We start from the raw sequence: 23580 nt of genomic DNA, 5'->3' as shown, positions 1-23580 counted from the left end.
CACACCTATTCGTCAAACAACTGGCCTTTGACCGCCCGGGAAAAGCCCCGGAACTCGGCGATCTGCTGGCCGTCCTGGTTGGTCACTGTCACGTCATAGATGCCGCTGCGTCCGGTCAGGGAAATCTCGCGCGCCGTGGCGATCAGCGTATCGCCCAGCCGTCCCGGCGCGGTGAAGCTGATCACGTTGTGCTGCGCCACCGTCGACTGGTTGCGGCTGTTGCAGGCAAAGGCAAAGGCGCTGTCAGCCAGCATGAATGTGACGCCGCCGTGGCAGATGCCGTGGCCGTTGCAGTGATGCCGGGCGATGGTCAGCTCCAGCGTCGCCTCGCCCTCGTCCGCATGGGTGATCTCCATCCCCGCCCATTTGGACGCATGGTCTTCGGCCCACATGGCGGCGGCGGATTTCTCGGCGCGTTCTTTCGGGGTCATGGTCAATTGCCCTTGAACGCAGGCGCGCGCTTTTCCAGGAAGCTGGCGACGCCTTCCGCATAATCGGCGCTTTCGCCGCAGGTTTTCATCGCGTCCGCCTCGATCTCCAGCTGGTCGGACAGCGTGTTGACCGCTGCGGCCTGAATGCACTGTTTGGTCAGACCCAGCCCCAGAGTCGGGCCATTTGCGAATTTCTCAGCCATGGCGCGGGCCTCTGTCATCAGGTCGCCGTCCGGCAGCGCCTTCCAGATCAGGCCCCAATCCTCGGCCTTCTTCGCAGGCAGCGGCTCAGCCGTCAGCGCCAGCCCCTTGGCCCGCGCCTCACCCAGCAGCCGCGGCAGATGCCAGCTGCCGCCGGTATCCGGGATCAGGCCGACTTTGGAGAACGACTGGATGAACTTGGCGCTTTCCGCCGCCAGCACCATGTCGCAGGCCAGCGCCAGATTAGCACCCGCCCCGGCGGCCACGCCGTTCACCGCGCAGATCACCGGGAAGTTCAGCTCGCGGATCAGCCGAACCAGCGGCGCATAGAACTTGCGCACGGTCTGGCTCAGGTCCGGCGGCCCGTCCATCTTGCGCGGATCACGGTCGCCCAGATCCTGGCCGGCACAAAAGCCGCGGCCCGCGCCGGTCAGCAGCACCGCCCGGGCACCGCCGTCACGCGCGGCCTCAAGTGCTGCGCGCAAGGCATTGTGCATCTCTTCGTTGAAACTGTTCAGCCGGTCCGGACGGTTCAGGGTGATCTCCACCCAGGTTCCGTGATCCTCCACCAGAATCGTATCGCTCATCGCTCCCTCACCCTCTCAGCGGCGCATTGACAAACTCCTTGCATAAACCGACCGGACGGTCAATATATCTCAGCATCGGATTCCAGCCAGCCGGCCCCCTGCCGGCCTGACGAAAAGGACACCATCATGAGCCTTCTAGAGATTTCCAGCTTTGCAGCGGGTCAATGGGTCGCACCGGGCGCGGGCGCCCGCAACATCGCCAGCGCCATCACCGGCGAGGTGATCGCCAGCGCCGGCAATGACGCGCTCGACGTGCAGGCAATGCTCGACTACGCCCGCACAGTGGGCGGCCCCACCCTGCGCAAGCTGACCTTCCACGACCGCGCCCGGATGCTGAAGGCGCTGGCAGGCCACCTGAACCAGCACAAGCAGGCGCTCTACGATCTGAGCTTCAACACCGGGGCCACCCAGTCCGACCACATGATCGACATCGACGGCGGCATCGGCACCATGTTCGTCTTCGCCTCCAAGGGCCGCCGCGAGATGCCGGACGGCCATGTCTACCTCGACGGCGAAGTGGAGCAGCTCAGCCGCAACGGCACCTTCCTGGGCCAGCACATCTGCACCCCGCTACGCGGCGTTGCGGTGCATATCAACGCCTTCAACTTCCCGGTCTGGGGGATGCTGGAAAAACTGGCCCCGACCCTGCTGGCAGGCGTCCCCGCCATCGTGAAACCCGCCACCAACAGCTGCTATGTGACCGAGCTGGCCGTGAAACTGATGCTCGACAGCGGCATCCTGCCCGAAGGCGCGCTGCAACTGGTCTCCGGCGGCCTCGGCGACATGCTGGACCATCTGACCATGCAGGACGTGGTCAGCTTCACCGGCTCCGCCAGCACCGCGCTGAAACTGCGCGCGAACCCGGTGATCCTGGAAAACTCGGTCCGCTTCGTGGCCGAACAGGACAGCCTCAACGCCTCGATCCTTGGCCCGGACGCGCAGCCCGGCACGCCGGAATTCGACCTGTTCGTCAAGGAGGTCAGCCGCGAGATGACCACCAAGGCAGGCCAGAAATGCACCGCCATCCGCCGCATCATCGCACCGCAAGCACAGGTGGACGCGGTGATCGAAGCCCTGTCCGCCCGCCTGGCCAAAACCCAGATCGGCGACCCGCGGCTGGAAACCACCCGCATGGGCGCGCTGGTCTCCAACAGCCAGAAGCGCGACGTGCTGGAAAAGGCCGCGATCATCGGCCAGGAGGCAGAGCGTGTCTTTGGCGACCCGGACAACTTCTCCGTCGATGGTGCAGACGCCGACAAAGGCGCCTTTGTGCCGCCGATGCTGTTCCACTGCGCCGACCCGGACAACGCCCAGCGGGTACACGACACAGAGGCCTTCGGCCCCGTCTCCACCATCATGGGCTACCGCGATCTGGACCACGCCATCGCGCTGGCCAACCGCGGCCAGGGCTCGCTGGTGGCCTCGGTCATCACCCATGACTCTGCTGTCGCGCGCGAGGTTGCCATCGGCGCCGGCGCCTACCACGGCCGCCTCTACTTCAACAACCGCGACTCGATGAAGGAATCGACCGGTCACGGCTCCCCCCTGCCCCATATGGTGCACGGCGGTCCGGGCCGTGCCGGCGGCGGCGAGGAGATGGGCGGCGTGCGCGGCGTCAAACACTACATGCAGCGCACCGCCATCCAGGGCTCGCCCGACATCCTGTCCGCCATCGGCGAGAAATGGGTGCCCGGCGGCACCGAGATCGAAGGCCCCGCACACCCCTTCACCCGCAAGTTCGGCGAGCTGGCGATTGGCGAGACCCTGCACACCGCGCCGCGCACCGTGACGCTGGAGGATATCGAGACCTTCGCCCATTTCACCGGCGACACCTTCTATGCGCACATGGACGAGGAAGCCGCCAAGCGGAACCCGTTCTTCCCGGGCCGCGTGGCGCATGGCTACCTGCTGCTGTCCTTCGCCGCGGGCATGTTTGTGCAGCCGGACGAGGGCCCGGTTCTGGCCAATACCGGCCTCGACTCCCTGCGCTTCATGAAGCCGGTTTCGGCGGGCGACAGCATCAAGGTGCGCCTCACCGTCAAGAAGAAGACCCCGCGCAACGAGGAATACGGCGAGGTGCGCTGGCACGTGACCCTGACCAACCAGGACGATGAGGTTGCGGCAGAGTATGAGCTGCTGACGATGAACGCCTACTAAGCGGTGCAAAAGTGGCAGGCAGCGGTGACGCTGCCATGCGCCCGGACTGGCCTAACCGGTCCGGGCGAACTATATTTATCCCTATGAACGAACAGCATAACCCCTGGTTTGACACAACCGTCCAGCAGCTGAACGATCCGCAGAACCAGCGGGTCTGGTCGGTGATCGTATCGCTGTTCGGCGATCTCGCGCAGGACAAAGGCGCCCGCATCAGCGGCAGCGCCCTGACCCGCATCATCACTCCGATGGGAATCAAGCCCGAGGCGATCCGCGTGGCGCTGCACCGGCTGCGCAAGGACGGCTGGATCGAAAGCGCCCGCGCAGGCCGCGCCTCGGTCCACTACCTGACCGAATACGGCCGCAACCAGTCCGCAGCCGTCACCCCCCGGATCTACGAGCGCCGCGCCGCCGCCCCCGGCGCCTGGCACCTGCTGATCGCCGAAGACGGCGCCGGGCAGGCAACCCTGGACGACGTGCTGCTGCTGTCCAATTACGTCGCCGTGAACCGCACCACCGCGCTTGGCCACGGGCCGATGCCGCGCAACCTGGACGACCTGCTGGCGGCCGGCGTCAACAGCATGCGCGTGCCCGGCTGGCTCAAGGCCCGGCTGTTTCCAGAGCACCTGCAGGACGCCTGCGCCACGCTGCAGCGCGACCTGCAGCAGATCGCTGCGCCGCCTGCGGGCCTGACGCCCGCGCAGACCGGAACCCTGCGCACGCTGATCGTGCACCGCTGGCGCCGCGTGGTGCTGCGCCACCCGGACCTGCCGCCCAGCTTCCACCCTGAGGACTGGTCCGGGGAAACCTGCCGCGCCCTGGTGTTCCAGCTGCTCGACCGCCTGCCCCGGCCGGAGCTGTCCACCCTGGACACCCAAGCCGATTGACCACCCGGCCGCGCAATAATCCAATCGCACCGCAGCATGACCCCGCCGCGGCCCGCCAGGGTGGAGGTAAGCTCCTGTATTTGTAGATCTTTTCGCTGTCGCCAGAAAAAATCAGGAAGAATCTGCATTTCCCGGTCTTTTCTGCTTGACCCCACCGGCGGCATTCCTTAAATCGCGTCCACACGGCGAGCGGCGGAGTAGCTCAGTTGGTTAGAGCAGCGGAATCATAATCCGCGTGTCGGGGGTTCAAGTCCCTCCTCCGCTACCACCCTTCCCTTAAATACCAAAAAATCAGCAACCGCCTGCAAGGCCTGCGCCCCGCGTTTGCCGTCCGCGCGCAGCGGCTCCAGCCGCACACTGAAGCTGGCTGGCTGGCACCTGCCTGACGCGCCCGGCGCACTCGCGGATGCTTCTGCCAGCGTGCAAACGGGCCCCGCTAAGGGCCCGCTGCCTGCCAGTGGCAATGCGGTTTTTATCCGCCGGTCCCGCTGCCGCTGATGCTTTCGGCCGAGGCCAGACCCGGCGCTTCCGACGCGCCGCCCAGCTTCTCGCGCACAGCGGCCTCGATCCTGCCGCCGGTCTCGCCGTCGATGTTGCGCCAGTAATCGAACGCCCGCTGCAGCACCGTCTCGCTGACACCGTCGCTCAGATGCCCGGCCACATTCGACACCAGCCGGTCGCGGGCGGCATCGTCCATCACCTCGCGCACCAGCGTGCCGGCCTGACTCCAGTCATCGTCGTCTTCCCGCAGCGTGTAGGCCTGCCGGACCATGCCGCCGTCCGCATGCCACAGGCCGGCCTCGGGGCCAGAGGGGGGCTGCGCCGCCGGCCCGCCATAGGAATTGGGCGCATAGACCGGATCCGCAACCTTCTGCGTGCGTCCCGCCCCGTCCTTGGAATAGCTGTGGACCGGGCATTGCGCCTTGTTGACCGGGATTTCCTTGTAGTTCACGCCCAGCCGCGCCCGGTGCGCGTCCGCGTAGGAAAAGCCCCGGGCCAGCAGCATCTTGTCCGGCGACAGCCCAACCCCCGGCACCATGTTGTTCGGCTCGAACGCCGCCTGTTCGATTTCCGTGTGGAAGTCGGTGGGGTTCCGGTCCAGCACCAGTTTCCCGACCTCGATCAGCGGATAATCCGCGTGCGGCCAGACCTTGGTCAGATCGAACGGGTTGAGGCGGTAGGTCTTGGCCTCCTCATATGGCATGATCTGCCATTTCAGCGTCCAGCTCGGCGGATTGCCGTCGCGGATCGCATTGAACAGATCGCGCCGGTGATAGTCGCCGTCGCTGCCGGCCAGCTTGTCGGCCTCCTCCTGGCTCAGGTACGCGTTGCCATCGCCCTGATCGGTGTGGAAGTGGAACTTGACCCAGAACTTCTCCCCCTCGGCATTCACCAGCGAGTAGGTGTGGCTGGAATAGCCGTTCATCTCGCGCCAGGTCTTCGGGATGCCCCGGTCGCCCATCAGATAGGCCACCTGATGCGCGCTTTCCGGCGACAGGGTCCAGAAATCCCACTGCATGTCATGGTCGCGCAGGTCGTTGTCGGCCCGGCGTTTCTGGCTGCGGATGAAATGCTGGAATTTCATCGGATCGCGGATGAAAAAGACGGGCGTATTGTTGCCCACCATGTCGAAATTGCCGTCCTCGGTGTACATTTTCACCGAAAAGCCGCGCGGATCGCGCCAGGTGTCGGGGCTGCCCCGCTCGCCGGCCACCGTCGAGAAGCGGACGAGGGCATCGCATTTCGCGCCGGGCTGAAAGATCTTGGCCTTGGTGTATTTCGACACGTCCTGCGTGGTCTCGAAATAGCCGAACGCGCCGCCGCCCTTGGCGTGGGGCTGGCGCTCCGGGATGCGCTCCCGGTTGAAGTTTGCCATCTGTTCGATCAGGTAATGATCGTTGAGCACAATCGGCCCGTCCGGCCCCACGGTCAGCGAATGCTCGTCGGTGTGAACGCGCTGGCCCGCATCGGTGGTGGTCGGGGGGGTGCCCTTGCTGTCGTTGGAGCTTGTCATTCCAGACCTCTCTTCAATCACTGTGGAAAAACCTGTCGCTGCAGCGGTAAGGTCCCTGGGCGCCGCCGCTCTCGCCCGGTGCGTTATTGCCAGGAGCCAGCAGCTCCGGCTGCCTCAGCTGCCCTGCCGCGCGCCCAGCTTGTCAGCCTTCACCGCGCCGCGCTCGCCCATCGGCTCATCGGGGCCGACGGTTGTGTCATAGGTGGTCTGCGCCTCGACTTCGGCGTTGATCTCGGCCCCCAGCAGCACGATGAAGGCGGAAATCCACAGCCACATCAGCAGGACAACAACCCCGGCCAGCGCGCCGAAGCTTTCGTTGTAGGATCCGAAGTTGCCGACATAAAACGCAAACCCGGCAGAGCCTGCCAGCCACAGCACACAGGCGGAAGCCGCGCCGGGCGACGTCCACAGCAGCTCGGGCTTGTCGCGCGAGGGGCCATAGCGGTAAAGCACCGCAAGCCCGGCCATGGTCATCACCAGCAGCACGCCCCAGGCCAGCAGCGTGCCCAGCGCTTCGGTCACGGGGCCTGCATCAACCAGCGCGATAACAGACGGAACCGCCAGCGTCGCCAGCAAGCCCATCAGCAAGCCCGCAATCAGGAACAGCGTCAGGACAAGGGTAACAAAGGTCTTCATGAAGAAGCCGCGCTTCTCCTCCTCGTCATAGGCCACGTTCATGCCTTCGATCAGGCTGTTCATGCCCTTGGAGGCCGAATAGAGCGCAATCACGATACCCGCCACCGCGGCCAGTCCCAGGCCGCCTTCCCGTGACCCTGCGACCTGGGTCGCCTGGCCGACGATAATCTCCATCACCTCGTCCGGCACGACCCCTTCCAGCTGCGAAATCTGATCGACGATCTGGGCGGGCTCGACCATCAGCCCGCCGATCGCCAAAAGCGCGGTGATCGCCGGGAACAGCGCCATCAGCCCGTAAAAGGCCACACCGGCAGCGATCAGCCCCACGTGGTCCGCGGCAACCTCGTCCTTGACCCGCAGGGCGATATCCTTCCAGCCCTTGGGCGGGATCCTGTACGGTGCTTCCGCGTGCCTGCCGCGTGCCATGGCGCGTCCTCCCCGTCCGTTTCATGCAAAGGCGGAGGCTGCCGAGGCAGCCTCCGGGCCCGTCTTACGATGAAGGCTTGCCAAGATCCTTTTCCTTGGCCTTGTCGGCAGCCGCTCCGGCGATGCGCTTGCCGGCGGACTTCAACTCGTCGGCAGCAGCCTGGGCTGCGGTCTTGCCTTGCGGCGCCGCGCTGTCCATCGCCTCACGCTTCTCGCTGGCGATGGTTTCAGCTTCCTTGCGGGCGGCCTGCATCACCGCGACGGCCTTCTCCTGCTCTTCGCGGAGGATCGCTTCGGCCCGCTCCGTCATCTTGTCGCTGTAGGCGCCCAGCATGTCATCTTCGGTGCGGGTGCGCGGCAGCGCGCCGCCGATGGCTGCGCCCAGCGCCAGCGCAAGTGCCCCCGCAACCAGCGGCTGGCGGTTGTAGAAGTCCGCCGACTGGCGCGACCCGGAGGCCAGCGCCTCTGCGGCCTTGCGGCGGGCATCAATAGCGGCCTCGCGGGCCGCGATCACGCGGGCCTTGGCCTCTTCGGACAGGTTCTCGGTGCCTTCCGACAGGCGGGCGCGCATGCGGGCAGCGCTGAGCCGGGCGGCTTCTGCAGCGGAGGATGCGCCGTCACGGACCGACTGTCCGGCGGCTGCGGCCTTGTCCTTCGCGGCTGCGCCAGCATCCTTGACGGCAGAGCCCGCCGCCGAGGCCTTGTCGTGCAGCGCCGATCCTGCTGCAGACGCCTTGGCCTGCGCCGATGCGGCGGCGCCGGCAGCGCGGTCAGCCAGGCTGCTGCCATCGTCATCATCGTCGCGCGCCCAGGCGGGAACCCCTTCGGTGCCGCCCTTCATGCGCGGATCGGGGCGCGTCACCAGCGTGCCGCTGGAGGCGTGCCCGCCATAGCTGCCGCCTGCCCGGCGGTCTTCCCAGCCGCTGTCACGGCCGGCACCGCTGCGGCTCGCGCCGGAACGGCCCTGGCCGAAGATCATCCAGGCCAGCCCGACGCCAGTCAGCACCACCGCCGCCGGGTTTTCCTTGACGGTCCGGGTAATGGCATTGCCGATCTCGCCGCCGTGCTCACGCAGCTGTTCGCCCAGCTGCTGCACAACCCCGTCGACGGAAAACTTGTTCTGCAGGTGTTCAAGGTTGCTGGTCAGCTGCGCGCGATCCCGTTCAATCTCGCGCTCAATCTCGTGAACAGAACGGCTGTCATTTGTCATTGTACGTCTCCTTAATGGATTGCGCGTCGCGCTTCACGTTTTCAGCGGTGCGGGTCGGGGCCAGGCTCGACAGCTTCAGGTCGCTGGTGCCCTTGGCGATCATGCCAAAGGCGATGGCGGCAAAGGCCACGCCCACCAGAAGGGCTGCCCAGCCCGGGTCCATTCCGGCTTCGGTCAGCCCGGCGGACAGCGCCGCGGCGAGGACGTTCAGCGCCGTCAGCGCCACCACGACGCCGCCGACGATCAGGCCCAGGGCAACGGCCGCGCGGTTCATGTTTTCGCCGATCTCGGCCCGCGCAAGCGCCAGCTCGTTGCGGATCAGCGAGCTGATGTTGTTCAGCGCTTCGGACACGATGCTGGCGGCATTCGGCGATCCGCCAGGTCCGGGATTCGTCTGTGTCATTTCGGATCTCCCACGTTCTGCGTGACCGGATAGGCGCCCGCTGGTTGCGCGGGGCTGGTGGCGGGGGCAGCCGCGGACGGGTGCGCTGCAGGGAGCTGCGGTGTGTCCTGATGGCTGCTGTCCGACGCCTTGGCAAAGCGTGCGGCGGCAAAGCCCAGCAGCGCAGCGCTGCTCAGGAACATGACCGGATTCTTGCGGGCGAAATCCGAAACCGAATGGACCATGTCGCCAAGGTCCTGGTTGCGGATCGAGTCTGACACATCGGCCAGGGTGCCGGCCACCTGGCCGATCGCGCGTTCATGCGGCGAGCCGCTGCGCATTTCGTTGGAGGCGGAGCGCAGGGCCGAGGCGACGGATTTCACCTCGTCGGCGACGCTTTCCTTGGCGGCTTCGGCGCGCAGCTGCGCCTCCTTCTTGGCGGTTTCAGCAGCGGTTGCCGCGGCGGACTTGGCCTCTTCGGCAACGTTTTTTGCGGCGGCTTTCACTTTGTCTGTTCCGGACATCTGAATACTCCCTCTGATCAGGCGATAAAGTTGAGCAACGCGAGAACGACGACAACGACGCCAATGATGTAGAAGATACTGTGCATGGCTTCCTCCCCGGGCTGTATCGGTCGGTTCGATACATGGACAACTCACAGCACACCCGGTCAGTTCCAATTTTCCCGGAACGTGCAGCCTTTTGATGCGGGGATAAGCGGGGGGCCGCCGGCGGCGGGGCAGCTCAGCGGTCTTTCAGACAGGGGATGGTTCGCCACCGGCAGACCGGACCGGCCCGGCGGCTAAAATACCGGCACCTGCACGGCCAAGGTGCGCTCGTCAAACGCCATCAGCGGCATATGCCAGACACTGCCCGGCCAGCGGAGTTCCATCTCAAGCTTGCGGGGCCGGTAGACCGCCGTGTAAAGCGTGCCGAAACCCTCGCTGAAAGCCGAGGAATACAGCGGCGGCTTCAAAAACGCGCCGATGAATTTCTCTTCCGACTCCACATGCAGCGTCAGCCGCTGCAGCAGAAACCGCTCCCGCTCCACAGTCGCCGTAAAGCGGGCATGGCTGTCCCACTCCACTTTCTCCTGGTGGTTGGTGGCGACTGATACATGTTTCAGCACCGCCTTGCGGTCGGGCGCCATGAAGGCGGTCAGGAACTTGCGGTCCCGGTCGACCACGGTGACGTTATAGCTCATATGCGTCGGCAGACGGGACAGCGCCGCGCCGGCCTCCTCTGCGGTTTCACAGGTCTGCAGCACATAGCGCAGGATCAGCGGCACGCCGAAGCCTTCGCCGACCACCCGGCGGCCGCCGAAGGTCAGCGACACCGCCAGCCCGGCATCGTTGATCCCGTCCACCAGCCCCCACAGGCTGTCGCTGGTGCCCAGCACCGCGCGGCCCAGCCATTCGGTGCGCATCACCACCCCGTCAAAGGCATGCGGGCTGTAGTCGTAATTGCGCACCAGAACCGGCTCCGGCCCGGGCCACAGCGCCTGGGAACAGGCCGACAGATAGGGCGGCGGGCAGTAGAAGCTCAGAAACCGCGCCGCATGATCCGCGCCGCCCGCCAGGCCGCACAGCTCCTCATAAAGCGGCAGCAGCTCCGGCATATGCCGCTTCAGCGCGTTGACGCTGTCCAGGTAACCGGGGCGCGCCTCCGGGCCTTCGCGGACCCACCATTTGTGATAGTCGGGCCAGAATTCCCGGAACAGCCCGGCCCACTTGGGACCGGGCTGGGGTTCGTCGATGGCGCGCCAGCGGATGATCATGCCCTCACAGCAGGCCTACATGATCTTGAAGGCAGGATCGGCCACCACCGGCCCTGCCTCCTGCATCGGCAGCGGCCGCGCTTTGACATTGCTCTTGATGGCGTCGATCCAGCGCTTGCCGCGGTCATTCAGCTGGAACCCCGGCGTCATCGACCGGCCGCGGGTCACCAGAATGCCGATATCGGCGCCTTCATACCGGTAATCGCCCGGCTGCAGGATGCGCAGGAAAAACGCCTCCTGCTCGCTCTCGACCGCACGGCGGTGATAGTCGAAGCGGTCGAACTGGACGGTGCCGTCCTCGGCCATGCGGTAAATGCCGGTCTCCGGCACCTCCGTGGCGATATCGACGGAATCATCCGTGTGCTTGATCACCATCTGCGACCAGCTGTCGATCATCTTGGGATCGGCCCAGCGGTCGTTCAGCTCTGCCACGTCCAGCTTGAACTTCTTCTTGGAGAACTCCAGCAGATGGAACAGGAACAGCGGCGCGTCCGCATGGGCAAAGGCCGCGTGGTTGGTCATCGAGGACGCGCCGGTGATGCGCGGGTTCAATTCGCCCAGCCAGATCTCCCCGGTCTTCTTGTCGATCAGGAAATCCAGCTCGAAATAGCCGCGGTAGCCTTCCTTGCGCAGCTGCTCGCCGAACTTGAAGGTCAGCTCGCGCGCCCGCTCGCGGGTCTTGGGCGGAAACGCGGTCGAAAAAATCTCGTTGCCGCACCAGCCGCCGCGGTAGGGGGTCAGCTCCTTGAAGCCGACCAGTTCCGTCATCAGCGGCCCGACGATGGTGCCCTCCCTGGTCGCGCAGGCCTCGATGGCGGAGCCGCGGCAGTCGATCCGCTTCATGATCTTGATCTCGCCCTCGCCCACGATCTCATGCTCGTGGCGGCGGAAATCGGCCTCGGAATTGATGAAGAAGGTGGTGTGGCCGCTGTCGCCAAAGGCCGACTGCAGCACCACGTCATGGCCGATGCCCGCCTTTTCGCAGGTCTTCTTCAGATCCTCGTAATCCTTGACCTCCGCCAGCACGTTCGGCACCGAAGGCACCCCTGCCTTGTTGCCGATCCGGACCGTTTCGATCTTGCTGTCCATGCTCTGGCGCAGCTTGGCGCTGGGGAACCAGACCTCGCCGCCCAGTTCCTTGGCCAGGCGCTCGGTCTCCTCGTCGAACATCAGGAACACAAACTTGGGCTTGCCGCCGCGCCCCTTGATCCATTCGACCACCTCCTTGTGCTGCAGAAGGTAGTTGTTGATATCCTCGATCGACTGGAATTCGGCGTGCGGCTGCTCGGACGGGCAGAACACGTTGGGGTGCTTGCCGCCATAGCAGTCAATGTAACATATGTATTTGAAATTCTTGCACCATTCATCCAGCCCCAGCAGGTTGAAATTGGTTGCCGAGACGAAATACACAGGGTCTTCGTTGCGGTGAAAGTGCCGGCGTATTTCAGAGATATTTTTCAGTGCTGCAGATGGCATGCCTTATTTCTCCCTTCAGAAAATCTTGTGCCGGGCGGCGTTCAGCTTCAGCCGCGCCTGATTGGCCTTGGCCTGCTGTTTCAGGGCCTCCTCGGTGAACACGCGCAGCCCCAGGTCGGCCCGGTAGCCGTGGATTTCGCTGACGTCCAAGGCCCGCATGAAGGCCAGGATCTCCTGGCTTACGACCTGCCCCGGCACCAGGATCGGAAATCCCGGCGGATACGGGATGATGAAAGAGGCTGAGACCACCTCCTGGCCGCTTTCCATCGCCGCCTTGATCGAGCCGTCCAGCTCCAGATAGTCGCAATTGTTTTCCTCATAGCTCAGGAAAAACGCCGAGCGGATGTCCCCCTCGGGCGTTTCCGGAGCAGAGCGGAAAGCGTCGTGAAAGCGGCTGAAGTCGGGCAGCGGCGGCAGGTCGTGCATCAGGTTCGACACCCGCTTCTCGAAGCCGCGCTTTTCCATCATCGAGGCATCATCCAGCAATTCGTCCAGATCGGTGGCAATTTCCACCAGAACCTCGATCAAATAGGCCACCGAAGACCGCGTGGTGCCGATGTTGGTCATGAACAGCACCGTGTTGCGCGAGGTCTTGTTGATCTGGATCCCGTATTTGTCCATCAGGATCTGTGTCTTGAAGGTGTCGCCGTCCCAGCCGGTGCCGCCCACCGCCAGCGTCACCCGGGTCGGGTCCAGCACGAACTCGTCATGCACCAGGCTGTCCCAGACATCCGACCAGCCGCGCTCGGGATCGTAATAGCTTTCCAGCCCGCTTTCGCGGTGCTTGCTTGGGATCATGTCGGCGGCGGTGAGGATCCTGAAATACTTGCTCAGCCGCGGATGCGTCATGATCGCCCGCCGCATCGCCATCGCCGCCTCCACCTGCCGGTGGACGAATTCGAACCCCTCCAGCTCCACCTGCCGCCGCCCCACGTCCAGCGAGGCAATGATCTGGTAATTCGGCGAGGTCGAGGTATGGGTCATGTAGGCTTCGTGGAAACTCACCTCCACTTCGCCTTTGAAATCCTGGTCATTCACGTGGATCATCGACCCCTGCCGCAGCGAGGTCAGCGTCTTGTGGGTGGACTGAGTGGCATAGGTCCGCACCCGCGCGTCGGGCGGCGGCAGCAGCCGGGTGTTCAGCCACTCCTCCTCGCTGGCATCCTTCAGCTGCTTCTGCTGCTCCTCCCAGGCTCTGGCATGGGCGTCGCTGCGCAGCCGCTCGCGCAGCACATTGGCGGCGTTCATCGCGGTGCGCTGCCGGTACAGCGGGCTGAACCGGGCAAAGGCGAACCAGGCCTCGTCCCACAGGAAGATCAGGTCCGGCTTGATCGCCAGGCATTCCTCCATCACCCGCTCGACGTTGTAGACGATGCCGTCAAAGGTGCAGTTGGTCAGCAACAGCATCCGCACCCGGTCCAGCTTGCCCTGCGCCTTGAGGTGCAGCAGCATGTGCTTGACCTCCCGCAGCGGCACCGCGCCATACATCGAGTATTCATTCAGCGGATAGCTGTCGAGATAGACCACCTGCGCGCCCGCCAGCACCAGCCCGTAATGGTGCGACTTGTGGCAGTCGCGGTCCACCAGCACGATATCGCCGGGCCGCACCAGCGCCTGCACCACGATCTTGTTGCAGGTGGAGGTGCCGTTGGTGGCAAAGAACGTCTGTTTCGACCCGAAGGCGCGGCTGGCCTGTTCCTGCGCCTGCTTGATGGGCCCGTGCGGCTCCAGCAGGCTGTCCAGCCCGCCGGAGGTGGCAGAGGTCTCGGCCAGGAAAATATTGGAGCCGTAAAACGCCCCCATGTCCTGAATCCAGTGGCTGCGCGAAACCGACTTGCCGCGGCTGATCGGCATTGCGTGAAAGACGCCGGTCGGCTGTTTGGAATACTCCACCAGCGCCGTGAAGAACGGCGTCTTGTAGCGCGCCTGCACCCCCCTCAAGATATTGAGGTGCAGCTCCATGAAATCTTCCTGATTGTAAAAGACCCGGCGGCAGATCCCCAGATCATGGCCGGCGATCTCTTCGACCGAGCGGTCGGTGACCAGATAGGCATCCAGTTCCGGCCGGACATTCGCCACCAGCCGGCACAGCGCCGGGCCATGGTCAAGCGAACGGACCGCCTCGATGCCCTCGGTGCCGCCGGCCCAGTCCAGGTAGCGGGTCAGAAGCGACATCTCCATCTTCGAGTCGAACTTGAGGCCCGGCCGCACCACAATCGCCTGAATGTTATAGTTGAACAGGATCCCGATCAGCGCGTCCTGCAGGCTGGGCACCACCACGGTTTCATAATGGAACGGATCTTCCGGGCGGCGCATCTTCTTGAAGTTGCTGTGCAGCCAGCGCTCCTGATGCTCGTTGACGTTGTCGACCACCAGCACCTCGAAATAAGGCTTGGCCAAGGCCCGCGCCTCGGGCGGCTGGATGACCTCGTCCTCATGCTCGTCCGCATCCGCCGAGTCGCGATCCAGCGGCACATGCCGCCGCCGGTAGGCGCCGGTGGACAAGGCCCGGCAGATGCGCTGGACGGAAAACGCCACATCAGCGTAATTGCCGTGCTCGAACTGGCGCCGTATCTGCTCAAAGGCCTGCACACCGGGAAAGGCCCAATAGGTCTCAATCGGACCCAGTAAATCAAACAGCGCCCGGACATTCGTCACGAGCGCTGCTTCACGTTTGGGTTTTCGGGCACTGGCCAGGGCTTCGGTCACTTCCCTCAGCGTTGTCCACTGATCGTGACGCAGCTGGATCGCCGAGTAATAGTCGCCCATTACTTGCATGTGCACCTCCCATCCTGGTTATCGGCGGGAGATCAAAAGGCTCTGGCTACTAAGAAATGAGACTGATCAACCGCCTGCTTTTCTTTCAGCGTAGTGTATCGAATGCAATTCGGCAAACCCGTTTGCGCCGTCGCCCGGCGCGCGGGCATTCAGGCCCGCCTGCGAGCCCTGCACCGGAATCTCCAGCGGCCCCAGCGTATGCAGGTAAGCATCCGCCCCGCTGGTGCGGTCGTATACCGGGAAATCCGCCTCCCGGTCGCGGAAGCTTTTCAGCACCTGGCCCAGCCCCTTCAGGCCGACCTCGCGCTGGCGGCGCACCTGGTCAAGATCCAGCTCCAGCGGGAACATGTCCTCATGGCGGCCCGACTGGTGCAGCACCGTGGCCGACGGATCAATGATGCAGGACTGCCCCACGCCCCCGGCGCCCAGCCCGTTCACATCGACGACAAAACACTGGAACTGCGCCGCTGTGGCCCGGGCGATGGACAGTTCGGCATCCCGGTCCGCCGTCCCGGTCAGCACCGGATGCAGCAGCACCTCGACCCCCTGGCTGGTCAGCTGGCGGGTGGTTTCCGGGAACCAGATGTCATAGCAGATCGACAGGCCGAACCGGCCCACGTCGGGAATGTCGAACACGCAGAAATCCGTGCCCGCTTCCACGCCTTGCTCATACGGGCGGAACGGGAACATCTTGCGGTAGACCGCCACCACCTCGCCCTGCGGATTGATCACCGAGGAGGTGTTGTAGATCTTGCCGGCGTCCGTGATCTCGAACATCGACCCGGGCACCACCCAGATCCCGTGTTTCACCGCCGCGGCGCAAAACCGCTCAATCGCCTCATTGTGCAGCGGCTGCGCATATTTGGTCAGCGGCCCGTAGGGCGCCAGTTCGCTGAACACGGCCATCTGCGTCCAGGGAAAGCGCGCCATCAGCACGTCGATCCGGTGTATCATTGCGTCGACATTCGAATGCAGCGCGTCCACGTGCATTTGGATGCCCGCGATGGAAAATGGGGTCATTCGGCCCGTACTCCGTTGGCATTTCTGTCCGCGATGGTACAGGATTGCCGCAGCAGCCGCCATCCCGCGCAGCGCGGGCTGACGCGCAGACAGGGCAAGTGTTGCGCGCAGGCCGGCAAACCGCCTTAAGGCTAGCCGATTGCCTGCTCGATCAGCGCCGCAGCAGCGGCGCGGGCATCCCGGGCCGGGGCGCTGCTATGGGTCAGGGCGGCAAGCACAATCGCGCCCTCCTTCAGCACCATCAGCTGCCGCGCCAGCGCGTCCGGATCACTGGCCCCGGCCCCGGCCGCCAGATGCGCGAAATGCGCCTGCAGCACCTGCTTGTGGTCTGCCGACTGCAGGTTGATCGGATCGTCCGGCGACTGATACTCGGCGCTGGCCTTGATAAACATGCAGCCCTGAAACCCGGGCTGTTCGAACCATTCCTGCAGCACGTCAAACAGCGCCTCCAGCTGGCCGCGCGGGGTATCCGCCCGCGCCTCCAGCCGTGTATAAAGCCAGGTGCGGAAATCCTCGTCCCGCAGTTTCAGAACCGCCAGGATCAGCTCCTCCTTGGAGCGGAAGTGCTTGTAGATCGAGGTTTTCGACACCCCGGTCTCCGCCGCCACCAGGTCCATGCCGGTGGCGTGAAAGCCGTTCCCATAGAACAGATCCAAGGCTTTCCGGACCAGCTCGCCACGTTTGTTCGGCCTCATTGCACCTCCAGCGGGGCTATTTCTGCACCGATCAGTTAATAATATTTTCGCAACAAACGTCAAGCTAACCAACGAAAAGAAAATAACTTTCTCCAGGAACTGGAACGGCTCACGCATCTGTGCGGACAGAAACCTGTCTTTGGCCTTGAATCCCTTTACCGATCTGTTCACTTTGCCCCATATAACTTAACAGATCGGTAAATAAACATGACAGAAGCTCCCCGCCCCCCGCTGCCGCCTTTCACGCGCAGCACCGCCATTGCCAAGGTCCGCGCCGCCGAAGATGGCTGGAACAGCCGCAACCCCGAGGCCGTGGCCCAGGCCTATACTCTGGACACCAAATGGCGCAACCGCACCGATTTCCCCCAGGGCCGCGACGCGGTGCAGGCGTTTCTGGCCGGCAAATGGGACCGAGAACTGGAATACCGGCTGATCAAGGAGCTCTGGGCCTTTGACGGCAACCGTATCGCCGTGCGCTACGCCTACGAGTGGCACGATGCATCCGGCCAGTGGTACCGTTCCTACGGCAACGAAAACTGGGAATTTGCGGAGGATGGCCGCATGGCGCACCGGTTCGCCTCGATCAACGATCTGAAGATCACCGGGGACGCGCGCCTGTTTCACTGGCCGCAGGGCCCGCGCCCGGCAGACCACCCCGGCCTCAGCGACCTCGGTCTCTGACAGCCCCCTGCGCACCCCCTTGGCCGGGCGGCCCTTCCGCCCGGCCGCCTGCCGCGGATCCGCCTAGAACGGCCGCTCCTGATGCGGCGGCTTGCCGGAATAGCGGCGGTAGACCTTGGCGAAATGGGTCTGGCTGTTGAACCCCGACGCCAGCGCGATGTCGATGATCCGCATATTGGTCTGCAGCAGCAGGCTGCGCGCGTAGTCCAGCCGCAGCCGGGTGTAATAGACCTTGGGCGTGGTCTGCAGATACTTGGAGAACAGCCGCTCCAGCTGGCGCACCGACAGGCCGACCAGACCGGCGATGCGTCCCGGGGTCAGCGGCTCCTCCAGATTGCTGCGCATCAGGCTCAGGGCCGCGGCCAGTTTTTCATGCCGCACGCCCGTCCGCCCGAACTCGGACACCGTCTGGTCCTGACTGCCCTTGCGCGCGGCGGAACAGACCATCAGATCCGCCGCCGCCGTCGCCACATCGCCGCCGTGACGGTCCGCAATCAGGTCCAGCATCATGTCCGCCGTGGCCGTGCCGCCGGCGCAGGTGATCAGCTTCCCCTCCACGGTGAACAGCGAGGTCCGGACCTCCACATCCGGGTGCATTTCGGCCAGCGTGGCGCGCTGCGCCCAATGGGCGGACGCCTGGCGCCCCGACAGCAGGCCCGCCCGCGCCAGCGCCATGACACCACCGCCCAGGGCCGCCATCACCAGCCCCATGCGCTGCGCCTTGCGCAGCCAGCCCAGCACCTTCAGCGGGATGCCCGGCTCCACGCCCTGGCCGCCGCAGACAAACACCATGTCGCCCCGCGCCAGCTCCGGCAGGCCGCCGTCCACCGCCACCCTCAGCCCGTTGGGCGCAGTGACCGCCAGCCCGTCCCCGCTGACCACGCGCCAGGCATAGCGCGCGGTCCCGCCGTAACTGTTCGCCGCCTCCAGCGCTGCCACTGCGCTGGACAGGTCCAGCGGCGAGAAGGTCGGCAGCAGCAGGAAGATGCAGCGGCAGGCCGGCACGGCCCGGGCCGCTTCGGGGAGCGTCCGCATGGATTGGGTCATGGTATCCGCCCCCGCTTTGATCAGGCGCGCATATTGGCGCCATTGGCGTCGTAGACCGGCGCGCCCAGCACCTCGGCGTCGTACATCTCGCCCAGGATCTCGACCTGCAGCCTGGTGCCGGCCGCGGCGTGCTCTGCCGAGACATAACCCATCGCCATCGACGCCTGTGCGTGATGCGCATAGCCGCCGGAGGAGATGTAGCCCACCGCCGCGCCATCCTTCAGGATCGCCTCGTCGCCCGACACATCAATGCCGTCCACACCGATGGTCATGGTGACCAGCTTGCGGCTCGGCCCGGCCTCGCGGGCCTTCAGCGCAGCGGCCTTGCCCACGAAATCCTTCTTCCAGTTGATGAAGGCCTCCATGCCGCTTTCCGCCGCGTCGAAATCCGGGCGGAAATCCAGCGTCCACACGCCCCAGCCCTTCTCCAGCCGCATCGACATCAGCGCCCGCGCCCCGTACCAGCGGTAGCCCAGATCCGCGCCCGCCTCCTCCACCGATTCCGCCAGGCGCAGCAGGTACTGCGGCTTGCAGTAGATCTCATAGCCCAGCTCGCCGGAGAAGCTGATCCGGTTCAGGATCACCGGCACCCCGCCCACGAAAGTCTGGCGCAGGTCGCGGAACTTGAACGCCTCGGCAGAGACATCCTCGCGGGTGATCCGCTGCAGCAGCTGCCGCGATTTCGGACCCGACAGCGCGATGCCGTGCCAGTCGTCGGAGACGTTCTGATAGGACACATCCTCGGGCAGATCCTTCTCGAACCAGCGGCGGTGCGCCTCCTGCATGGCGCCGGAGCCGAACAGCATGAAATGCTCCTCACCCAGGCAGGCCACGGTCAGATCGCCATAAAGCTTGCCCTTCGGCGTCAGCATCGGCGTCAGCGTCAGGCGGCCCGGTTTCGGCACATACCCCGCCAGCACCCGGTCCAGATAGGCCCGCGCGCCTGCGCCCTTGAACTCATGCTTGGCAAAGTTGGCAACCTCGATGCCGCCCACGGCCTCGCGCACCGCCTTCACCTCGCGCGCAACGTAATCATGCGAGCGGTTGCGCTCGAATGTCGGCTCCTCATGCGCATCCTCCGGCCCGTCGGCAAACCACAGCGCGTTCTCCAAGCCAAACCCCTGCCCCATCCGCGCACCCTTGGCGACCAGCCGGTCGTACAGAGCAGTCGTCTTCTGCATCCGCCCCTTCGGCAGCGTCTCGTTCGGGAAGGTCATCACAAACCGGCGCTCATAGTTCTCGGTCGATTTCACGGTACCCCAGTCGGGCGTCGCAAACTCGCCAAACCGCGCCACGTCCATCGCCCAGACGTCGATGGACGGCTCGCCGTCGATCATCCACTCCGCCATAGTCAGGCCCACGCCGCCGCCTTGGCAGAAGCCCGCCATGACGCCCACCGCACACCAATAGTTCTTCATGCCCGGCACCGGCCCGATCATCGGGTTGCCATCGGGGCCGAATGTGAACGGCCCGTTGATCATATCCTTGATGCCCGCCTCACCGATGGCCGGGATGCGCTCAAACGACATCTCCAGACGGTCGGCAATCCGGTCCAGATCCGGCTGCAGCAGCTCATGCCCGAAATCCCACGGCGTGCCGCCCACCTTCCAGGGCGTGCCCTTCGGCTCATAGGTGCCCAAGAGCATCCCCTGCCGCTCCTGCCGGAAATAGATGTTCGCCTCATAGTCGATCCCGGCCGGCAGGCGGGTCGGGTGGTTGGCCACCGCATCGATCTTGTCGGTGATCAGGTAATGGTGCTCCATCGGCTGCACCGGCAGGTTGACGCCCTGCATGTGGCCGACCTCACGCGCCCACAGGCCGCCGCAGTTCACGATATGCTCGGCATTGATCACCCCGCGCGGCGTGGTCACATCCCAGCTGCCGTCGGCGCGCTGGGTGGTCGCAGTCACCGGCGTGTGGGTAAAATACTGCGCCCCATGCACCTTGGCCGACTTGGCGAATGCATAGGTCGCGCCTGAGGGGTCCAGATCGCCATCCTGATCATCCCAAAGCGCCGCGTGGTAGTGTTTCGGATCAATCAGCGGATGGCGCTCGGCCACTTCCTTGGGGCTGATGAACTCCTGGTTAAGGCCCATGTAACGCGCCTTGGACCGCTCCCGCTTGAGGTAGTCATACCAGGTCTTGTTCGACGCCAGATAAAACCCGCCGGTGATGTGCAAACCCACGGAATGGCCCGAGGTCTCCTCGATCTCCTTGTACAGATCAATGGTGTAGGATTGCAGGCGCGAGATGTTCGGGTCCGAGCTGATGGTATGGATCTGCCCCGCCGCGTGCCAGGAGGAGCCGGAGGTCAGCTCGTCACGTTCCAGCAGCACCACGTCCTTCCAGCCGAACTTGGCCAGGTGGAACAGGATCGAGCAGCCAACCACACCGCCGCCGATGATCACCGCCTTGGCGTGGCTCGGCAGCTTCTTGTCGCCGGTGCTCTCCTCCTTGTGGATGTTGAGCGTCGATTGAGCAAAATTGTCTGACATGGATTTGTCCTCAGGTCCGGGGCAAAGCGCAGGAATTGCGGCAAATGGCACCCAGGGGGTGCACAGGGGGTGTACGCGGGGTGCACAGGGGGTGCCGGGGCAATCCGGCCCGTCCTGCATAAGCTGGAGAAATGGGTGAAGAATTCCTTACCTCAGTACCACGCATCCGGGATCTCCTCTTTGCGGCGGGCGACATAGGCGGCCAGTTCCTCTTTCACCGCCTCGTCCATCGGCGGCGCCTCGTACTGGTCCAGCATCTGGTTCCAGCGGTCATAGGCGCGCTGGCGCATGTCCTTGGAACCGCCCTCTTCCCAGCTTTCGACATTCTCGCTGTCGCTGAGCTTCGGTTCGTAGAAGGCCGTCTGGTAGTTGCGCATAGTGTGCCCGGACCCCAGGAAATGCCCGCCCGGCGCCACCTCGGCGTAGGCATCGCGCGCCATCGCCTCGTCGCTGGTGTCCAGCCCCTGGCTCAGCACCTTCTGGTAGGACCCCAGCCGGTCCGCATCCATGATCAGCTTCTCGAACCCGGTGCACAGACCGCCTTCCAGCCAGCCCGCCGAATGCAGCACATAATTGGCGCCGGCCAGCATGGTGGAATGCATCGAGTCTGCACTCTCGTAAGCCGCCTGCGCGTCCTCGATCTTGGAGGCCGTCAGCGACCCGCCGCAGCGCAACGGCAGCCCGGCCCGGCGCGCCAGTTGGCCGATGGCGTAGTTGGAGACCACCGGCTCCGGCATCCCAAATGTCGGCGCGCCGGATTTCAGCGACATCGACGACAGGAAGTTGCCCAGCACAAACGGCGCGCCGGGCCGGACGATCTGGGTAAAGGCGCAGACCATCATCGCCTCTGCCATCGCCTGCGCGACTGAGGCGGCGGTGGAGACCGGCCCCATCGCGCCCGTAAGGATAAACGGCACAACGATAATTCCCTGCCCTCGGGCGCAATAGGTGCGCACCGCCTCGGTCACCACCTTGTCTACCAAAAGCGGCGAATTGGTGTTCACATTGCCCATGATCACGCAGTTTTCGTCCATGACGTCCTTGCCAAAGACGATCTCCGCCATGTCGACGCTGTCCTGCGCCCGGGACATCTCAGTGATCGCACCCAGATGCGGTTTGTCGCTCAGCGTCATATGAGCAAACAGCATGTCGAAATGGCGCTTGCTCACCGGCACGTTGCAGGGTTCGCAGATCACAAACCCGCCGTGATGCAGGTTCGGATGCATATAGGTGAGCTTCACCAGCTTCTCGAAGCTCGCCATATCGCCATAGCGCCGCCCGCCCTCCAGATCGCGCACAAACGGCGCGCCATAGATCGGCGCAAACACCTGATTGGTGCCGCCAATGGTGACGGACCGCGCCGGGTTGCGGGCCAGCTGGGTGAACTGCCGCGGCGCCTTGGCACACAGGGAGCGGATCCACTGCGCATCCGCGCGGATCGTGTCGCCGTCGATCCTGGCGCCCGCTTCTCTCCAGATCCTGAGCGCTTCCGGGTCGTCGCGGAAGGCAATGCCGACCTCCTCGAAGATCCAGTCAACCTGGGCTTCCAGCCGGGCCAGCTTCTCCTCGTCCAGCACGTCAAAGAACGGCAGGCTCCGCCGGATAAAGGGCGATGCCGGAGCGCCCGCGGGGGCGGTGTTTCTGTCGCGGGATGCGCGGGCGCGTCGGGCCATGGGGGTCTCCAGTCGTCAAAAGCTGCGTAACGATACGGTCCGCGGCCTGCGTTGTGACGGTTGAAAAATCTGATGATTTGGATAATTCAGAGTTATGCAAGACCTGTGGAAACTCCTCACCAGCCCCCGCCACCTGATCGTGTTTGAAGCCGCCGCACGGCACGCCTCCTTCACCCGCGCGGCTGAGGAACTGAACGTCCAGCAGCCGGCCGTCAGCGCCGCGATCAAGCAGATGGAAGCATCGTTGGGCGTTATTTTGTTCCGCCGCGGCCACCGCAAGGTGGAGCTGACCGGCGCAGGCATGCGGCTTTACACCGATGTGTCCAAAGCGCTGGAGGACATCCTCTCCTCCGCCAAGGCGGTGCGGCAGTTCGGGCGCAATGACCACGTAACGCTCAACTGCTCCTCCGCTTTTGCATACTACTGGGTGATGCCTAGACTGACCCGGCTGCATGAGGCGCACCCGGATATCGACCTGCGCCTGCAAAGCTCAGACCGGGAGCCGGACATCAATACCGAAGGCATCTCATTGGCGGTGCGCCGCGGCAACGGCACTTGGCCGGACTGCCATTCCGCCCTGATCGCGCCTGAGGTGATCTTTCCCGTTGCCAGCCCGCGGGTGATGGCCTCGGCGGTCAATCTGGCGACGGTGCCGAACCTGCTGCACGAACGGCTGATCCATCTGGAGGAACCGGTCCGCGAGCGCCCCAGATGGCAGCAATGGTTTGAACATTTCGGCGTCACCGGCCGCCCGCCCGCCGCGGGCATGCGCCTCAACGACTACGCGCTGGTGCTGCAGGCGGCGATTGCGGGCGAGGGCTTTGCCTTTGGCTGGCAGCATGTGACCGAGCCGCTGATCAAGCAGGGCCTGCTGGCCGCCCGCAAGGAATGGTCCTGGACCACCGGGGCAGGGTTCTATCTGGTGTGGTCCAAAACCCAGGATCTGGTTCCCAACGCGGAACTGGTGCGGCAGTGGCTGTTGGAGATGGCCAAGCCCGGAACCGCGTGAC

Annotated in this window: 19 protein-coding genes and 1 tRNA gene; 5 read left to right on the top strand and 15 right to left on the bottom strand. The window is 64.7% G+C overall.

Features of this window, described 5'->3' with window-relative positions:
• Positions 1-5 precede the first annotated feature (5 nt).
• Both paaI and paaG read right to left on the bottom strand, forming a co-directional pair.
• The gene (gene paaI / locus PHA8399_RS11675; protein WP_058286321.1) at positions 6-431 is read right to left on the bottom strand and encodes a hydroxyphenylacetyl-CoA thioesterase PaaI; all 426 of its coding nucleotides are present in this window, start codon (positions 429-431) and stop codon (positions 6-8) included.
• A 2-nt stretch (positions 432-433) separates the two neighbouring features.
• Complete coding sequence (paaG, locus tag PHA8399_RS11670) at positions 434-1219, bottom strand: 2-(1,2-epoxy-1,2-dihydrophenyl)acetyl-CoA isomerase PaaG (RefSeq protein ID WP_058286320.1); 786 nt, start codon at positions 1217-1219, stop codon at positions 434-436.
• A 126-nt stretch (positions 1220-1345) separates the two neighbouring features.
• Here paaG and paaZ point away from each other — a divergent pair, with 126 nt between their 5' ends.
• The 3 genes from paaZ (at position 1346) to PHA8399_RS11655 (ending at position 4528) form a co-directional block, all read left to right on the top strand.
• Positions 1346-3376, top strand: coding sequence for a phenylacetic acid degradation bifunctional protein PaaZ (paaZ, locus tag PHA8399_RS11665; protein WP_058286319.1), 2031 nt, complete (start codon positions 1346-1348; stop codon positions 3374-3376).
• An 83-nt stretch (positions 3377-3459) separates the two neighbouring features.
• Complete coding sequence (locus PHA8399_RS11660) at positions 3460-4260, top strand: PaaX family transcriptional regulator C-terminal domain-containing protein (protein WP_058286318.1); 801 nt, start codon at positions 3460-3462, stop codon at positions 4258-4260.
• 191 nt (positions 4261-4451) lie between these two features.
• Positions 4452-4528 (top strand) — tRNA-Met (locus tag PHA8399_RS11655).
• Between the two features lie 204 nt (positions 4529-4732).
• On the opposite strand, the gene PHA8399_RS11650 is transcribed toward PHA8399_RS11655, so the two are convergent.
• The 10 genes from PHA8399_RS11650 to PHA8399_RS11605 all read right to left on the bottom strand — a co-directional run bounded on the left by PHA8399_RS11650 (position 4733) and on the right by PHA8399_RS11605 (position 16674).
• Positions 4733-6274, bottom strand: a complete 1542-nt coding sequence (locus PHA8399_RS11650) for a catalase (protein WP_058286317.1) — start codon at positions 6272-6274, stop codon at positions 4733-4735.
• Between the two features lie 114 nt (positions 6275-6388).
• Positions 6389-7336: a YihY/virulence factor BrkB family protein gene (locus PHA8399_RS11645; protein WP_058286316.1), complete on the bottom strand. Its 948-nt coding sequence runs from the start codon at positions 7334-7336 to the stop codon at positions 6389-6391.
• A gap of 64 nt (positions 7337-7400) precedes the next feature.
• Positions 7401-8546: a DUF3618 domain-containing protein gene (locus tag PHA8399_RS11640; protein ID WP_058286315.1), complete on the bottom strand. Its 1146-nt coding sequence runs from the start codon at positions 8544-8546 to the stop codon at positions 7401-7403.
• Entirely contained in the window at positions 8536-8949 is a 414-nt protein-coding gene (locus PHA8399_RS11635; RefSeq protein WP_058286314.1) for a phage holin family protein, read from the bottom strand. Before PHA8399_RS11635 ends, PHA8399_RS11640 begins: the two co-directional genes overlap by 11 nt.
• Positions 8946-9452, bottom strand: a complete 507-nt coding sequence (locus tag PHA8399_RS11630) for a hypothetical protein (protein WP_058286313.1) — start codon at positions 9450-9452, stop codon at positions 8946-8948. The genes PHA8399_RS11635 and PHA8399_RS11630 overlap by 4 nt, the downstream gene beginning before the upstream one ends.
• 278 nt (positions 9453-9730) lie before the next feature.
• Entirely contained in the window at positions 9731-10705 is a 975-nt protein-coding gene (locus tag PHA8399_RS11625; RefSeq protein ID WP_244270207.1) for a C45 family autoproteolytic acyltransferase/hydrolase, read from the bottom strand.
• A 15-nt stretch (positions 10706-10720) separates the two neighbouring features.
• On the bottom strand, positions 10721-12181 hold the full coding sequence (locus PHA8399_RS11620; protein WP_058286312.1) for a biotin carboxylase: 1461 nt from the start codon (positions 12179-12181) through the stop codon (positions 10721-10723).
• Positions 12182-12196: 15 nt separating this feature from the next.
• Entirely contained in the window at positions 12197-14959 is a 2763-nt protein-coding gene (locus PHA8399_RS11615) for an aminotransferase class I/II-fold pyridoxal phosphate-dependent enzyme (RefSeq protein WP_058286311.1), read from the bottom strand.
• A 66-nt stretch (positions 14960-15025) separates the two neighbouring features.
• Positions 15026-15979 (bottom strand): carbon-nitrogen hydrolase family protein, encoded by a 954-nt coding sequence (locus PHA8399_RS11610; RefSeq protein WP_058286310.1) that lies wholly within the window; start codon positions 15977-15979, stop codon positions 15026-15028.
• 131 nt (positions 15980-16110) lie between these two features.
• The gene (locus PHA8399_RS11605; RefSeq protein ID WP_058286309.1) at positions 16111-16674 is read right to left on the bottom strand and encodes a TetR/AcrR family transcriptional regulator; all 564 of its coding nucleotides are present in this window, start codon (positions 16672-16674) and stop codon (positions 16111-16113) included.
• Between the two features lie 207 nt (positions 16675-16881).
• On the opposite strand from PHA8399_RS11605, the gene PHA8399_RS11600 reads away from it, so the two are divergent.
• Positions 16882-17355, top strand: coding sequence for a nuclear transport factor 2 family protein (locus PHA8399_RS11600; protein WP_058286308.1), 474 nt, complete (start codon positions 16882-16884; stop codon positions 17353-17355).
• A gap of 63 nt (positions 17356-17418) precedes the next feature.
• On the opposite strand, the gene PHA8399_RS11595 is transcribed toward PHA8399_RS11600, so the two are convergent.
• The 3 genes from PHA8399_RS11595 to PHA8399_RS11585 form a co-directional block, all read right to left on the bottom strand.
• Positions 17419-18402, bottom strand: a complete 984-nt coding sequence (locus PHA8399_RS11595) for a GlxA family transcriptional regulator (RefSeq protein ID WP_058286307.1) — start codon at positions 18400-18402, stop codon at positions 17419-17421.
• 20 nt (positions 18403-18422) lie between these two features.
• Positions 18423-20897: a GcvT family protein gene (locus PHA8399_RS11590; protein WP_208856295.1), complete on the bottom strand. Its 2475-nt coding sequence runs from the start codon at positions 20895-20897 to the stop codon at positions 18423-18425.
• Positions 20898-21049: 152 nt separating this feature from the next.
• Positions 21050-22570, bottom strand: a complete 1521-nt coding sequence (locus tag PHA8399_RS11585) for a trimethylamine methyltransferase family protein (RefSeq protein WP_058286306.1) — start codon at positions 22568-22570, stop codon at positions 21050-21052.
• A 94-nt stretch (positions 22571-22664) separates the two neighbouring features.
• Between PHA8399_RS11585 and PHA8399_RS11580 the strand changes: the two genes are divergently transcribed.
• On the top strand, positions 22665-23579 hold the full coding sequence (locus tag PHA8399_RS11580) for a LysR substrate-binding domain-containing protein (protein WP_058286305.1): 915 nt from the start codon (positions 22665-22667) through the stop codon (positions 23577-23579).
• Position 23580: the final 1 nt, after the last annotated feature.

It is taken from the genome of Leisingera aquaemixtae (genome assembly GCF_001458395.1).
Lineage (GTDB): Bacteria > Pseudomonadota > Alphaproteobacteria > Rhodobacterales > Rhodobacteraceae > Leisingera > Leisingera aquaemixtae.
The sequence above is the reverse complement of the archived record's forward strand: the minus strand, read 5'-3'. Positions and strand labels throughout refer to the sequence as shown.